The 14,016-nt window shown below is 66.0% G+C and carries 10 protein-coding genes and 1 pseudogene; 1 reads left to right on the forward strand and 10 read right to left on the reverse strand.

The window, feature by feature from the left end:
- Nucleotides 1-78: 78 nt before the first annotated feature.
- From ACZL02_RS22570 to amaB, 5 genes and pseudogenes are all read right to left on the reverse strand, one after another.
- Nucleotides 79-960, reverse strand: coding sequence for a glycine betaine ABC transporter substrate-binding protein (locus tag ACZL02_RS22570; RefSeq protein ID WP_472940952.1), 882 nt, complete (start codon nucleotides 958-960; stop codon nucleotides 79-81).
- 188 nt (nucleotides 961-1,148) lie between these two features.
- Nucleotides 1,149-3,170 carry a response regulator gene (locus ACZL02_RS22575; RefSeq protein WP_472940969.1) on the reverse strand — a complete coding sequence of 674 codons (2,022 nt, stop codon included), beginning with the start codon at nucleotides 3,168-3,170 and terminating at the stop codon, nucleotides 1,149-1,151.
- Nucleotides 3,156-3,620 (reverse strand): annotated as a pseudogene (locus ACZL02_RS22580) (PAS domain-containing protein); the annotation flags it as partial. The gene ACZL02_RS22575 and the pseudogene ACZL02_RS22580, both read right to left, overlap by 15 nt.
- Nucleotides 3,621-3,812: 192 nt before the next feature.
- Complete coding sequence (locus ACZL02_RS22585; protein WP_472940953.1) at nucleotides 3,813-5,030, reverse strand: pyridoxal phosphate-dependent aminotransferase; 1,218 nt, start codon at nucleotides 5,028-5,030, stop codon at nucleotides 3,813-3,815.
- Nucleotides 5,027-6,586: an L-piperidine-6-carboxylate dehydrogenase gene (gene amaB, locus ACZL02_RS22590; protein WP_472940954.1), complete on the reverse strand. Its 1,560-nt coding sequence runs from the start codon at nucleotides 6,584-6,586 to the stop codon at nucleotides 5,027-5,029. The genes ACZL02_RS22585 and amaB overlap by 4 nt, the downstream gene beginning before the upstream one ends.
- 114 nt (nucleotides 6,587-6,700) lie before the next feature.
- Between amaB and ACZL02_RS22595 the strand changes: the two genes are divergently transcribed.
- Nucleotides 6,701-7,597, forward strand: a complete 897-nt coding sequence (locus ACZL02_RS22595) for a LysR family transcriptional regulator (protein ID WP_472940955.1) — start codon at nucleotides 6,701-6,703, stop codon at nucleotides 7,595-7,597.
- Here the strand turns inward: ACZL02_RS22595 and ACZL02_RS22600 are convergent.
- The 5 genes from ACZL02_RS22600 to ACZL02_RS22620 all read right to left on the reverse strand — a co-directional run bounded on the left by ACZL02_RS22600 (nucleotide 7,575) and on the right by ACZL02_RS22620 (nucleotide 13,603).
- The gene (locus ACZL02_RS22600; protein ID WP_472940956.1) at nucleotides 7,575-7,790 is read right to left on the reverse strand and encodes a hypothetical protein; all 216 of its coding nucleotides are present in this window, start codon (nucleotides 7,788-7,790) and stop codon (nucleotides 7,575-7,577) included. The two genes, ACZL02_RS22595 and ACZL02_RS22600, sit on opposite strands and share 23 nt — an antisense overlap.
- Nucleotides 7,787-8,209 (reverse strand): FAD-binding oxidoreductase, encoded by a 423-nt coding sequence (locus ACZL02_RS22605; protein ID WP_472940957.1) that lies wholly within the window; start codon nucleotides 8,207-8,209, stop codon nucleotides 7,787-7,789. The genes ACZL02_RS22600 and ACZL02_RS22605 overlap by 4 nt, the downstream gene beginning before the upstream one ends.
- Nucleotides 8,210-8,213: 4 nt before the next feature.
- Complete coding sequence (gene hglS, locus ACZL02_RS22610) at nucleotides 8,214-9,608, reverse strand: 2-oxoadipate dioxygenase/decarboxylase HglS (protein WP_472940958.1); 1,395 nt, start codon at nucleotides 9,606-9,608, stop codon at nucleotides 8,214-8,216.
- Nucleotides 9,609-10,067: 459 nt separating this feature from the next.
- Nucleotides 10,068-12,203: a bifunctional diguanylate cyclase/phosphodiesterase gene (locus tag ACZL02_RS22615; RefSeq protein ID WP_472940959.1), complete on the reverse strand. Its 2,136-nt coding sequence runs from the start codon at nucleotides 12,201-12,203 to the stop codon at nucleotides 10,068-10,070.
- 644 nt (nucleotides 12,204-12,847) lie between these two features.
- Nucleotides 12,848-13,603, reverse strand: a complete 756-nt coding sequence (locus tag ACZL02_RS22620; RefSeq protein WP_472940960.1) for a GNAT family N-acetyltransferase — start codon at nucleotides 13,601-13,603, stop codon at nucleotides 12,848-12,850.
- Nucleotides 13,604-14,016 lie beyond the last annotated feature (413 nt).

Here is a 14,016-nt window from a genome sequence, read left to right on the forward strand (position 1 = left end):
CGCGCGCAGTCCGAGATAATCCGGCGCGGGATCGATCCCGCGCCGCCAAGGGAGCCGGAAGATCCGGCCGGCGCATAGCTAGAGGCCGTTGGCCTCGAGGAAAGCTGCGGCGACGTCGGCCGGCTCCTCCTTGTCGCGATCGACGCGGGCGTTCAGCTCGCGCACATTGTCGGTGGTCAGCAGCGGGCTGATCTTGTTCAGCACCTCGGCGATCTTCGGATTGGCGGCAAGCGCATCCTGCCGAACGACCGGGACGAGGAAGTAGGGAGGGAAGAGCTTCTTGTCGTCGTCGAGCACGGCGAGCTTGCCGTCGGCGATCTGCCAGTCGGTGGCAAAGCCGTAGCCGACATCGATGTCCTTGTTCTCCAGCGCCTTGTAGCGGATGCCGAGCTTGGCGAAGATCCGGAAATCCTTGAACTCGATGCCGTAGACCCGCTTCAGGCCGGGCAGGCCGTCGGCGCGGTCACCGAAGCCGCCCTCGGCACCGAAGCTTAGCTCCTTCGAGGCGGGACCGAGATCCGAGAGCGTCTTCAGCTTGTACTTCTCGGCGGTCTCGGGGAGCGTCAGGATGGCATAGCCGTTGTTGATCTTGGTCGGGTCCAACAGGGTCAGCTTCAGGTTCTTCTCGTAGAAGTCTTTGACCTGGTTGTAGATCGTGGTCTCGTCACCCTGAAGATCGCCCTTCACCACGGCGGCCAGCGCCGTCCCGGTATATTCCGGGTAGAGGTCGATCTCGCCGTTCACCAGCGCCGAATGCGCGATCAGCGTGGCGCCAAGGTTCAGCCGGCGCTCGACCTCGATGCCGGCCTTCTCCAGGGCCAGCGCATAGATCTCGGCGACCACGAACTGCTCGGTGAAGTTCTTGCTGCCGACCTTGACCGGCGCGGCGACAGAGTTGCCCGCAACCGCCAGTGAAAAGGCAGCGGCGAGGCCGGCGAACAGCAGTGATCTGAGCGTCATGTCTCGACTTTCGTGGAATGCGCGACGGCGATGGCCGGTGTCAGAGTAGGGGATCGAGAGCGAGGTTTCGCGCACCTCGTTTCCTTATTCGGTGCGCCGTGGGGAATGGAATGCTCGGGAGCTCGCTGCGTTGGGTGGCGCGTTGCCGAGCGCAGCCGCTCCTTCGGCATGACCGTCTTTATCCCTCGTCACGGGGTGCTGTTGAACATCGCCTCGATCCGTCTGCCGAGCACCGCCATGTCGAACGGTTTGGTGACGACGGCCATGCCGGGATCGAGATGGCCGTGGCTGAGCACGGCGTTCTCGGCATAGCCCGTGACGAAGAGGACCTTCAGGTCCGGCCGAAGCTCCCGGGCGGCATCCGCAACCTGACGACCGTTCATCCCGTTGGGCAGGCCGACGTCGGTGATGAGGAGGTCGAGGCGTGTTTCCGACCGAAGGACCTTCAGCGCCTGCGGTCCGTCGCCCGCCTCGATCGCGGTGTAGCCGAGGTCTTCGAGAACGTCGACGATGAGCATGCGCACCAGCGGTTCGTCATCCACCACCAGGACGGTTTCACCGGACCCGTTGCCATCGGGCGGCTCGGGCGCCGTCTCGGCATCGACGGCCGCTTCGGCGTGGTGACGGGGAAGGTAGACGCAGACCATCGAGCCTTGCCCGATTTCAGAGTAGATCCGCACCTGCCCGCCGGACTGCCGGGCGAACCCGTAGATCATCGACAGACCCAGTCCGGTGCCAACGCCGAGGGGCTTGGTCGTGAAGAACGGATCGAAGGCACGCTCGATGACGTCGGGCGTCATTCCCGTTCCGTTATCGGAAACGCACATGGAAACGTACTGGCCCGGCGGCAGGTCGCGCTCGCGGCCCGCCCGGTCGTCGAGCCACCGGTTGGCCGTCTCGATCGTCAGCCTGCCGCCGTCCGGCATGGCGTCGCGCGCGTTGATGCAGAGGTTGAGGAGTGCGTTCTCGAGCTGGTGCGGATCGACGAGCGTGGTCCACAGGCCCGCCATCGCAACCGACTCCACGGTGATCTGCGGACCTGCCGTTCTCTGGATCAGCTCTTCCATGTCCCGGACGAGGCGGTTCACATCCGTGGGCTTGGGCGCGAGCGTCTGCCGGCGCGAGAAGGCGAGGAGGCGGTGCGTCAGGGCCGCCGCGCGCTTGGCGGCACCCTGTGCGCCGATCATGTAGCGCTCGATATCGCCGATCCGGCCCTGCGTGATCCGGTTCTGTATCATCTCCAGGCTACCGGAGATCCCGGCGAGCAGGTTGTTAAAGTCGTGCGCGAGGCCCCCCGTCAACTGGCCGACGGCTTCCATCTTCTGGCTCTGCCGCAAGGCATCCTGCATCAGCGCGACTTCCGCCTGCTGCTGCTTGACCGCGCTGAGATCCCGTCCGACGGCGATGAAGTGGAAGCCGTCCTCCTCCGGTGCCACGGTCCACTCGATCGGCTTCCAGCCCCCGTCCGACGTCGCGATCCGGTTTTCGAAGCGGGTCGGCAGCCCTGTCTCCCCCATGTGGGCCAGCCCCGCCAGCGTCGGCCCCTCGTCGTCGGGGTGCATGAAGGAGGCATAGGGTCGCGACAGGAGCGCGGCCTCGGACCAGCCGAGTACCCTCGTCCAGGCCGGGCTGACAGCGGTCATCATGCCGCTGAGATCCGCCCGTGCCAGCATGTCCTCCGACAAGGTCCACAGCCGGTCACGCTCGGCGGTCCGCAAGGCCACGTGTTCCGCCAGCGTTCGGTTCAGCCGGCGAAGGCTTCCCTCGCTTTCTTCCAGCGCGCGCTGTGCCAAAATGCGTTCGGTCACGTCGTACCCGCCGACGAAGATGCCGGTGACCGTCCCGGTCTCGCCGCGGATCGGCTGCAGGAGAAGATCGAGGAAGCGCTCGGCCTCGGCGCCGTCTATCTGGACCGGCACGGCCCGTCCCGTGAACGGCTCTCCTGTCCTGAAGACCATGTCCAGCAGGTTGACGAAGCCTTGCTGCTCCAGCTGCGGATACAGCTCCCGAACGGTCTGCCCGATGCAGCGACGGGCGCCGGACAGCGCGAGATAAGCATCGTTGACATACTCGTAGCAGTGCTCGGGGCCCGCCAGCATGGCGACGAAGCCCGGCATCTGCTGCAGCATGAGGCCCTGGCGCTGGCGCTCCCGCAGCGTCTCCCCCATGGCAACCACCTTCCCCGTCGAGTCGGTGGTCACGTTCAGCATGCCGATGATCCGGCCGGTCTCGTCGCGTACCGGGCTGTAGGTGAAGCTCCACCAGGTATCCTCGCGATAGCCGTTGCGCTCCATCACGAGATGGAAGTCGTCGAGCCTGACGGCTTTTCCGGATAGGGCCGTCGCGACCAGGGGCTCGATGTCCGCCCAGATGTCGGACCACGCCTCCCGCATCGCCTGGCCGAGCGCAGCCGGGTGCTTGAGGCCCAGCAGAGGCGCGTAGGCATCATTGTAGACGAGGCAGAGATCCGGCCCCCAGACCAGGCACATCGCCTGCTCGGTCCCCAGCATGATCTCGATGGTGGTGCGAAGCGACTGCGGCCAGGATGCGAGGGGACCGAGGGCGGTTCGGGTCCAGTCGAGATCGCGGATGCGATCCCCCATAGCGCCGCCTGCCATCGGCCAGGCCAAGGCCGTCTTCCCTGGTTCCAAAACGGACATTCCTCGTATCGGACGGCAAGGGGCCGTCGTGCCCGAAGCTTGCTGCCTTAATGGTTCTGGCCCCGTGGTGCGTCACCGACGGGGCCAGATTGCCGACGAAAGTAATCCAGGAGCACGGGCGGTCAATCCAATTTCGCCAGCGAGTGCCTGGAAGAAGCAGGACGGCGTCGCATCGACTCCGCCACCGGCGCGCTAGCCGAGCGCGGAGCAGGCGCTTGCAATGCGCCCGCAGGCCTCCCGCAGTTCGGCCTCGGACGTCGCGTAGGAGATGCGAAAATACGGGGCGAGGCCGAAGCAGGATCCGGGCACCACGGCGACCTTCGCCTCGTCCATGAGGTAGCGGCCGAAATCGGTGTCAGTCTCGATGCGCTCGCCTTTCGGCGTCGTCTTGCCGATCATCCCGGCACAGCTGGCGAAGGTATAGAAGGCACCTTCGGGCGTCCGGCAGGTGATGCCCTCGATGGCGTTCAGCGCCGCTACGACGAGGTCGCGGCGCTTCTGGAAGTCCTGCGCCCGCTCGCGGACGATGTCCTGCGGGCCGGTGAGGGCCTCGACCGCCGCCGCCTGGCTGATCGAGGAGGGGCAGGAGGTCGACTGGCTCTGGATGACCGCCATCGCCTTGATCAGCGGCTCGGGCCCTGCGCCATAGCCGATCCGCCAGCCGGTCATCGCGTAGGCCTTGGAGACGCCGTTGACGGTGAGGGTCCGCTCCCGGAGCCGCGGCTCGACGGCGGCAAGGGTCGCGAAGGCAAAACCGTCGTAGACGATGTGCTCGTACATGTCGTCGGACATCGCCCAGACGTGGGGATGGCGCAACAGGACGTCGGCGAGGCCCTGGAGGTGGTGGGCGCCATAGGCGGCACCCGAGGGATTGGACGGCGAATTAAGGAGCAGCCACCGCGTCCTCGGGGTGATCGCCGCCTCGAGCGCTGCGGGCGTCAGCCGAAAGCCGTCGGCTTCCTGGCAAGGCAGCACCACCGGGACGCCGCCGGCGATCGCGACGATGTCGGCATAGCTCGTCCAGAACGGCGCGGGGATGATCACTTCATCGCCGGCGTCGAGCGTCGCCATGAAGGCGTTGTAGAGGATCTGCTTGGCGCCGGTGCCGCAGGTGATTTCGGACAGCGCGTAGTCGAGGCCGTTGTCGCGCTGGAATTTCAGGCGGACCGCGGCTTTCAGCTGGGGCGAGCCGTCGAGGGCGGTGTATTTGGTCTGGCCATCCCACATCGCGCGGACCGCCGCTTCCTTGATGTGCTCGGGCGTGTCGAAGTCCGGCTCGCCCGCGCCGAGGATGATCATCGGCTCGCCGGCGCGCTGACGCGCGCCGGCCTCGGCGGTGATCTTCAGGATCTCGGAGACGCCGATCGCGCCGATCCGGCTTGCCGGACGAAAGCCTGACGCGGTGCTCATGCGGTGGCCGAGCCCGTATCGTCGTCGTCACCGCCGATGTCGAAGGTGACGCCCTGCGCCAGCGGCATCCGGTAGCCGTAGTTGATGGCGTTCGTCTGCCGGCGCATGTAGGCCTTCCAGGCGTCCGATCCGCTTTCGCGGCCGCCGCCGGTCTCCTTCTCGCCGCCGAAAGCCCCGCCGATCTCGGCGCCGGAGGGGCCCATGTTGACGTTGGCGATGCCGCAATCGGCGCCGACGGCCGACAGAAAGCGATCTGCCTCACGCATGTCGGTGGTGAAGATCGACGCGGAGAGGCCCTGCGGGACGCCGTTCTGCAGCGCGATCGCCTCTTCGAGGCTGCGGTACTTCACGACGTAGAGGATCGGCGCGAAGGTTTCGTCGAGCATCGGGCCGGTCTGCGCGGGCATCTCGACGAGGGCAGGGCGCACGTAGAACGCCTCGGGGGCGAGACCCTCGGTCACCCGTCCGCCTTCGTGCACGGCGCCGCCGGCGGCACGCGCGGCCTCCAGCGCCTTCTCCATGCCCCGGAAGCTGGCCTCCTCGAAGAGCGGCCCGACCAGCACGTCGCCCTCGAGCGGATTGCCGATCGAGACCGTCGAGTAGACCTTCTTCAGGCGCGAGACGAGGGTGTCGTAGATGCCCTCGTGGACGATCAGGCGGCGGAGCGAGGTGCAGCGCTGGCCCGCCGTGCCGACCGCGCCGAAAGCGATGGCGCGCAGAGCGAGGTCGAGGTCGGCCGACGGCGCGACGATCGTCGCGTTGTTGCCGCCGAGTTCCAGGATCGCACGGCCGAAACGGGCGGCGACCCGCTGACCGACGATCCGGCCCATGGCGGTCGAACCGGTGGCGGAGAGAACCGGCACGCGGCCGTCGTCCACGAGCGCGGCGCCGACATCGCGGCCGCCGATCATGAGCACGCTGAGGTGCTCGGGTGCCTCCTCGAAGCCGTCGATGACGCGCTGGGTCAGCGCCTGGACCGCGAGCGCCGTCAGCGGGGTCTTTTCCGAGGGCTTCCAGACGACGGCATCGCCGCAGACGAAGGCGAGCGCGGCGTTCCAGCTCCAGACCGCGACCGGGAAGTTGAAGGCCGAGATGACGCCGACGACGCCGGCCGGATGCCACTGCTCCTGCAGCCGGTGGTCGGGCCGCTCGGAGCCCATGGTCAGGCCGTAAAGCTGGCGCGACAGGCCGACGGCGAAGTCGCAGATGTCGATCATCTCCTGGACCTCGCCGAGGCCCTCGGACGGAACCTTGCCGACCTCGATGGTGACGAGGCGTCCGAGATCGTCCTTCGCCGTCCGCAGTGCCTCGCCCAGCAGCCGCACGAACTCGCCGCGCCGCGGCGCGGGGACGGTGCGCCATTGCAGGAACGCGTCATGCGCTTTCGCGACGAGATCCGACGCCTCCGTCGGTGTGGTGTCGCGGATCTCGGCCACGGTCTCGCCGGTGAGGGGCGAGCGAACTGCCCGCGTGCCGCCCTTGTGCCGCGTCAGATCGACACCCAGCGTGTTCAGGAGGCCGGCGACTTCGTCGGCGAGGCGCTGCGGATGAGCCATGTGTTCGTCCTTGCACAGTTGACATGTTCGGACTGTCGGTATCTCCCGTCGGCTCTCGGGCTGCAAGGGACGCTCTGTTGTACCCCCATGCCAATTTGGAATGGCGAGGAATGAATGGGTCTTTCGCGCAGTCTGATGCCCTCGCTCCAGGAGCTGACGACGTTCGAGGCGGCCGCGCGCCATGGCAATTTCACCATGGCCGCGGATGAGCTCGCCCTGACCCAGAGCGCCGTCAGCAAGCAGGTTCGTCAGCTCGAAGAGACCCTCGGGGTGGTCCTGTTCGACCGCACCAAAGGGCGTGTGACGCTGACGCGGCTCGGCGAGCGCTATATGCGGTCGGCGCGGCGTATCCTGCGTGACTACGAGACCGAGACGCATTCGATCATCGCGGCGGCCGGCAGCGAGTCCGCGCTCCGGCTGGCGGTGCTGCCGACCTTCGCCTCGCGGTGGCTGATTCCCCGCCTGCCCGAGTTTCTGGCTGACCATCCCGACGTCACCGTCATAATGTCGACCGAACCCGAGCCCTTCGACTTCTCCGAAAAGGTGGTGGACGTCGCGATCCACTACGGAGCGCCGAACTGGCCGCATGGCGAGACGGTCTATCTCTGCCACGAGAGCATCGTGGCGGTTTCCAGCCCGTCCTACACCAAGGCCCTGGGCCTTGGAAAAGCCGGCGATCTGGCGGGAGCGACGCTGCTGCAGCAGGCGTCACGCCCCAGCCTCTGGCAGGAGTGGTTCCATGCCTGCGGGGCGGAGCATCCCCATCCCTACCGTGGCCCGCTGTTCGACCAGTTCGCGATGACCAGCCAGGCCGCGGCGGCGGGGATGGGCGTGGCGCTCGTGCCGACGTTCCTCGTCGAGCAGGAACTCGCCAGTGGCCAGCTCGTGGCGCTCGAAGAGCCGTCGTACAAGGGCAATGGCGCCTATTACGTGGTCACCCCGCTCCGGGTGCAGCATGCGCCGCTGGTGGCCGCATTCGTAACCTGGATCAGGCAGGTGGCCGGGCGCTGAGACTTGCAAGGTCGGCGCCGATTGCTGCCGATGCCTGACGACCGGCGTGTTCGCCTTCCAGCGCCTGCAGCAGGATTTCGGCGGGATGCGGCGGGCGCCGTCCCTTCAGGCGATGGGTTTGGCAGCGGCAGGAAAAGCCGCTTGCCGCGACCGCTCCTTCAGTCAGGCTGTCCAGCGGCTTGCGCCAGCTCATGTCGAAGAGTTTTCTCGACATCGCGGCATGCTCGCGCTCATGGCCGAACAGTCCACGGTCACCTTGAGGCCGGCCGCGTCGAGCGACAGGATGCGCGTCAGGTGGCGCGACGTGTCGATGACGATCCCCGCCGTCAACGACTGCCCGTTCGTGCCGGTGCCGCCGCCGCGCGCTGTCAGCGGCAAGGCCCCGCCCTCAGCGCTGGCCGCCAGCGAGACGGCGAGGTTTAGGTCTTCTCCGGTCCGCGGAAACAGCACCGCGGCGGGCAGGACCTGGTAGATGCTGTTGTCGGTCGCCGACACGAGACGGCTGGCCGTATCCCGGCCGACCTCGCCTGCAAATCCCTGCTGCTGCAGTTGCGTGAGGTAGAGGTCGACCGACGCCGCGTGCGGTCGCGCGCGAAGGGCGGGTGCGTTCATCGCGTCACGCGCGGATCTTCTGTTCCAGGCTGGCGAGGGCGCTTTCCCGGGAGCGCGCTTCCATCTCCGCGTAGAGCGCGGTCTCGTCGGCGACCGCCGCGCCGAGGTCGTCGATGAAGGCGGCCCGGTTGGCCTGCGCTGCGAAGTTCCGCTGGGATTCGTCGCCGAGATTGGACTGGAAGATGCCAGCCGCGCTCACCGGCAGAAAATCCTCGTAGGTGATCGGCTCAGCCGTGAGGAAACCCTCGGCGATCAGCGTTTCGGTGTCGCGCTCTCTCGGAAGCCCCGGCCTGCCGGTGGGGAGGTAGCGGAAGAAGGCGAGCTCCGCGCGGCGCAACGTCTCCTCGTCGTCGGGGAAGGCCTCGAACGCGCGGGAGAGAGCCAGCATGTAGTCGGCGGCATTGCTGCCGTCACCCTTGACCTGCACCTGATCGCGAACCTCGGCGAGCAGCCGGTCATAGAGGGCACGGCCTTTCGGCGTGAGGGCGATGCCGCGCTGCTCGACCTCGCCGAAGCGGGCGGTATGGGTTCCCTGCGCGAGACTCTCGTCGTCGCCCGCGGTGAACGCGACCGGCTCCTCCAGGGCCTTGAAGCTCGTCTGCCGCAGCAGGATCGGCACACGCCGGGGCGGGGGGCCCTCGATCACGGCTTTCGGTGAAATCCCCTGCGCCGGCATTCGATCCTGCACGGCGTCGATGTCGAGCGTTCGCGGCGTCAGATGGTTGATGTGCGGCCCCTTGAAGCAGACGACATCCGCCAGCAACGGGTGCGCGGCCCGCAGTCGCTGGTAGACGTCGACCGGGACCGTCGCCTCGCTGTGCCAGCGGAAGGTTTCGAGCGCCTCCGCCACGAACCGTTCGGCTTCTTCAGGGTTGAGGCCGCCCTTCGCCTCGGCGGTGTCGATGAGGCCGAGGCAGCCCGCGGTGAAGATCTGACGCTCCGCCAGGATGGCCGCGGCTTCTGCCCGCAGGGCCTCGTCCTTGATGAGGTCGAGGCGGAGCAGCGAGGTGAAGACCCGGAAGGGATTGCGGCGCAGCGACTCCGCCTCGACCGGACGGAAGGCGGTGGAATGCACCGGCACTCCGGCGACGGAAAGATCGTAGTAGCCGACGGGGACCATGCCCATGACGGCGAACAGGCGCCGCATCGTCGAGAGCTCCTCAGGCGTGCCGAGGCGGATGGCACCATGCCGCTCGAGGTCGAGACGCTCGACCTCGCCATTGTCGACGAGCCGCTGGTCGAGGACACGGTCGGCGTGGCGCGTGTCGGTGTTGACCTCCGCCACCAGCGTCATCAGCGTGCCGTACTGCGGGACCTCCGTCCGGTACATGTCCGACATGGCCTTCGAAAACCGGATGCGGATATCGTCGGCGGATGTGAAACCGGTATGCGTCGGCATGGGAAGGTACTCCTGATCCTCGATCAAACCCAGTCTAGGACGGAAGGCGGCGGGAGATGAGCGACCACTGCTCATCGGTCCATTCCAAACTGGAATGATAAAAAGCCAGGCGATCGCCAAGGGAAGCTTGAGGGGCCATGGGTGGCCGCGGAAGCGTGAGCCGATCGCCGGAACGGTCGCGGTTGCCCCGCCCGATCTCGGCCGGACGACAGCCGAAGGATTCGAGAGAATAGACGAACCGCTGCGCAGCGCTCCGCCCCATGCCGGTCTCGGCTGCGGGTGCCGTCGACCGACCCCGTCCCAAGAGCCCTCCGCGTACGATCGTTGTTCCGCCGGATCGGTGCCACGTTCGGCCGGACCGATGGAAGATCGGCGTTGCCCGCGGCCGCCGCCTCGTTGCCAGTTCGCACCGAGGAGGCAAAACAGTGTTCAGCCGGAGTGTTCAGGTTCAGCCCGGATCTAGGATATCGGCAGCGCCTGACCGTTTCCCGGCAGATCGACGGTTCTTGTCCCGTCGTTGAAGGATGTGACGAAGGGCTCCACGTCGGCGGCGGGGATGGCCCGCGCGAAATAGTAGCCTTGCATGAAATCGCATCCCAGCGCCTGCATCGTCGACGCCTCGAAGCTCGTCTCGATACCCTCGGCCACGACGTCCATGCCCATGGCGCGGCCGAGCTGCACGACCGAGCGGATGATCGTCTGTGCGGACTTCGTCCGCGACAGGCCGGTCACGAAGGAACGGTCGATCTTCAATTTGTCGAAACGGAAGTCGATCAGGTATTTCAGGCTGGAGAAGCCGGTACCGAAGTCGTCCAGCGCGATCAGGAAGCCCATCTCGCGGATCTTCTCCAGCATCGAATGGGTGTTCCTCGACGGATCGAGCAGCAGGCCCTCGGTGATCTCGAAGGTAATCCGGCTCGCCTCGACTTTCGTCTCCCGCAGAAGATCCGACAGCATCAGCGGTAGATCGACATGGCGGAACTGCGCCGGCGAAAGGTTGATGGCGACGTCGAGGTCGGGCCAGAGGGCAGCCTTGCGGATCGCCTGCCGAAGGACCCAGTCGCCGAGCGGCAGCATCAGGCCGCTTTCCTCGGCAATCGGAATGAAGACGGACGGCGGCACGGCACCCATCTTGGGGTGGGTCCAGCGAAGCAAGGCCTCGACGCCCGTCACCTTGTTGCGGCGCGCCGATATGATCGGTTGGAAGAAGAGGTCCAGGTCGTCGTTCTCCAGCGCGTTGCGGAGTTCGATCTCGATCTGGCGGCTTTCCTCCAGCTTGAGCGCCATCTCCTGGTCGAAGAACACCGTCTGGTTCCGTCCCTGCTTCTTGGCGACGTAGAGAGCGATGTCGGCATGGCGCATCAGTTCTTCCGCGGAATCTCCGTGTTGCGGAAACTCCGCCAGTCCGAGCGAAGCGGTGACGCGCACTGGGGTTGCGTCGACGACGAAGGGCGCGGAGAAAGCTTTCGAAACCATGGCCTCGAGGCGACCGCCCTCGCTTGCTCCGCTCGACCGATGCAGGATGGCGAACTCGTCGCCGCCGAAGCGGGCCACCAGGCAGTCCGGATCGAAGCTGTCGCGCAGGCGCAGGCCGACTTGCTTGATCAGATCGTCGCCGGCGTGATGGCCCATCGTGTCGTTGATGTCCTTGAAGCGATCGATGTCGAGATAGCCGACGATCGAACCTTCCGGTCGACTGGCACCGACCGCCGCGGTCGCCACCGCGTGATTGACCGCAGCGATGAACATCGGCCGGTTCGGCAGGCCCGAGAGCGCGTCGTGCGACGCTTCGTGCCGCGCCCGCGCCTCGTTGCCGGCAAGCTCCGACGATGCCGACGTCAACCGCCTCAGCATCTTCGCCGACAGGAACCACATGCCGATCACCCCGACGAGCAGAAGCGGCAGCACGACCGTCAGAAGCGGCTGTCCCGGCTGGCTCGTGGTCCACGTCAGATAGTCGCCGCTCTGGCCGTCATCGGTCTCGAACGGTTCCGAGACGACATTGCCGCTGGATCGATCGCTCGCGGTGAAGTGGAGCTTGGGAATGAGCAAGGAGCCGCCGACGGCGTCGATGAAGTCCGCGTCGATCTGGTTCACGGTCACCAGCAGAAAGGGTTTGCCGCGGAGCAGCGAGAGGTCGACGTTCGGGACGATGGTCATCGACGCGATGATCGTCGGCTTGCCGTCGATGAGCGTGATCTTGGCGCTCCATTTCGCCGACTGAAGGGCCCCTTTGAGGAACCTGTACCGACCTTGCTTGGCGGAGAACTCGGCCGTCCGGTCGATGCCGGAAGCGGTGGCGCGTCCGCGGGCGACGTCGACGACGTCCTTCAGGTCGCCGCGGCGCTGCAGATAGAGTGTGGGATCGACACGCTCGCTGTTGCGAAAGGCGTAGATCGGCTCGTCGCGATCGTTGAGGATGTAGACTTCGTCGTGACCGAAAGTTTCGGTGAAATAGTAGCCGAAATTGGCGTCGGCGAAGGCGAGATCGAACGTGTTGGAGACGTTGGCGACGGCGTCGTCCCACCAGGCGATCGTCTTCTGTTGCTCAAGGGTGCGCTCGACGCTCTGGGTCAGCGCATTTTCGATCCGCATGCGCTCGGCATGGAGCTCCGCTCTGTTCGATTGCAGGCCGATGAAGATGACCAGAGCAATGAGCGTGAACCCGGAAACTGCGATCGCCACCCCGATGCCGAGAGTGAGGCTCCGGAGGGGGCGGTGGGGCGTGGCGCCGTTTCTGTCCGGTGGTGAGTGCATCGACGCCTCAGATTCGTAAGGAGGTTAACTGATAGGGCCTAATCAGATGTAAACCCTCATCTCCGTCACCCCTCGGCAAAGGGCGGCTGCCCCTCCTGTGGCCTCTCCTCGGCTCCTGTTTCATTCGGGTCTTTGCGCAGGACCATCAACCGGTGTCGTCCGCAGTTCGGGGATCGGGCGCGGCCGCTGATGACCGGGCATTTATCCGCGCTCTGGGATCTCCGCTGGCTCCGGAGCTTTTCGACCTCGCCATTACCAGTGTCGCCTGTGCCGGCGAACTTTCGCCGGTTTCGGGCTGGGGCGGTCCGACAGCAGGGAAACGGCAGGCGGGGGCTGCGCTGTGGATGTGGCAGATCCTCGCGGAAGCACGGACGAGATTGCTGCCCTCATCGGCAGGCAAGCGCCAAGTCCGCCGGTTCTAAAAGACACCGGCGGACGCCTTGGCTTTCACTGACGGTTCGTCGTGCCCGTCTGCGGGAAGATCAGAGGGCGTAGCCGACCCAGACGTTCGGCTCTTGATAGAGACCGGTCTGGCGTTCGAGATCGACCTCGATCGGGGCGAGGGCGCCTTTCAGCACATAGGATGCCGAGGCAGCGAAGCGGTGGCCGATCCAGGTTTCCCAGAACGAGACGTGTTCCTCGACCACCATCGACCGTTCGCAGGCCCCGATGATCCTGGCGCCTTGGGCGACATGGCTGCGCAGCCAGGGATCGAAGACTTCGCCTTTGTCGTTTCGCCACCCCGCATATTCGGTCATCGGCACATGCGGATGCTGCCATTTGATCGAGGGACGGACAGGCACGACGAGCGCGTCGTATCCCCGCGCGATCGCCATCTTCTTCAGTTCGCGGATCATGCGCTGCGCATAGCCCTTGCCGCGGTGTTCGGTGGGCACCGATACCGCGAGGGCCCCGAGGACGTTCACGGGACCGGCGGAGGTGCGGGCACCGGTCTCGACGAGCCAATCCCAGCCTTCCTGCGGCAGATCCTGAAGGTCGCCGGCGTAGTGGAAGGGAACGCAATTGGCCAAGGCCACGGGTTCGTCGTCGACCTCGTCGACCAGACAAAGCTGCAAGTCCGCATGATCTTCCAGAATGTCGGAATAAAACTCCTGGTGCGCCCGCGTATGGCTGAGAAACTCGAAAGGCTCCCAGATGACATCCTCGAGTCGACTGGCCGCTTCGGCCAGCGCCGGACTGCTGGCCCGCGAGCGCACTACTAGATTATCCACGACCACGCTTTGCTCCAGCCCTGCCATCGTCTTTCATTAAAAATGTAACTGCCTTTCCGCAGATTCGCATCCGAAAGGAAAGCCGCTCACAGGCAAGAGCGCCGATCGCCATTGAAGGCACGAAGCAGGGAGTCGATGTTTGGTCCTGTCTGGCCGGCTTACTCACACTCTCTCTCTATAAGGGAGATCTGCCTCGGGGTGGTGAGTGCGGTTTGGGGTCGTGTTCCCGCGGTGGCCATCATCCTGCCCTGTCGGGGACGACAGGCCTGCTTCGGGGCGCAGATCCGGAAATGGACCGGTCGCGCCTGGAAAGGATGTGGTGGGTGAGGGGATCCAGACGTTCGGATCATGCTGGGCGGTGGGGTTCGCCCTCGCAGAGAGCTTTTTTTCGATGGGATCGACGGAATGATCGGAACCCT

This window comes from Mesocryomonas fontinalis, assembly GCF_055730125.2.

What these genes read in the sequence shown, in the direction of transcription:
- ACZL02_RS22570 (WP_472940952.1), bottom strand. Translation starts at nt 960, where the DNA reads ATGACGCTCAGATCACTGCTGTTCGCCGGCCTCGCCGCTGCCTTTTCA.
- ACZL02_RS22575 (WP_472940969.1), bottom strand. Translation starts at nt 3,170, where the DNA reads ATGCTGAACGTGACCACCGACTCGACGGGGAAGGTGGTTGCCATGGGG.
- ACZL02_RS22585 (WP_472940953.1), bottom strand. Translation starts at nt 5,030, where the DNA reads ATGAGCACCGCGTCAGGCTTTCGTCCGGCAAGCCGGATCGGCGCGATC.
- amaB (WP_472940954.1), bottom strand. Translation starts at nt 6,586, where the DNA reads ATGGCTCATCCGCAGCGCCTCGCCGACGAAGTCGCCGGCCTCCTGAAC.
- ACZL02_RS22595 (WP_472940955.1), top strand. Translation starts at nt 6,701, where the DNA reads ATGGGTCTTTCGCGCAGTCTGATGCCCTCGCTCCAGGAGCTGACGACG.
- ACZL02_RS22600 (WP_472940956.1), bottom strand. Translation starts at nt 7,790, where the DNA reads ATGAGCTGGCGCAAGCCGCTGGACAGCCTGACTGAAGGAGCGGTCGCG.
- ACZL02_RS22605 (WP_472940957.1), bottom strand. Translation starts at nt 8,209, where the DNA reads ATGAACGCACCCGCCCTTCGCGCGCGACCGCACGCGGCGTCGGTCGAC.
- hglS (WP_472940958.1), bottom strand. Translation starts at nt 9,608, where the DNA reads ATGCCGACGCATACCGGTTTCACATCCGCCGACGATATCCGCATCCGG.
- ACZL02_RS22615 (WP_472940959.1), bottom strand. Translation starts at nt 12,203, where the DNA reads ATGCGGATCGAAAATGCGCTGACCCAGAGCGTCGAGCGCACCCTTGAG.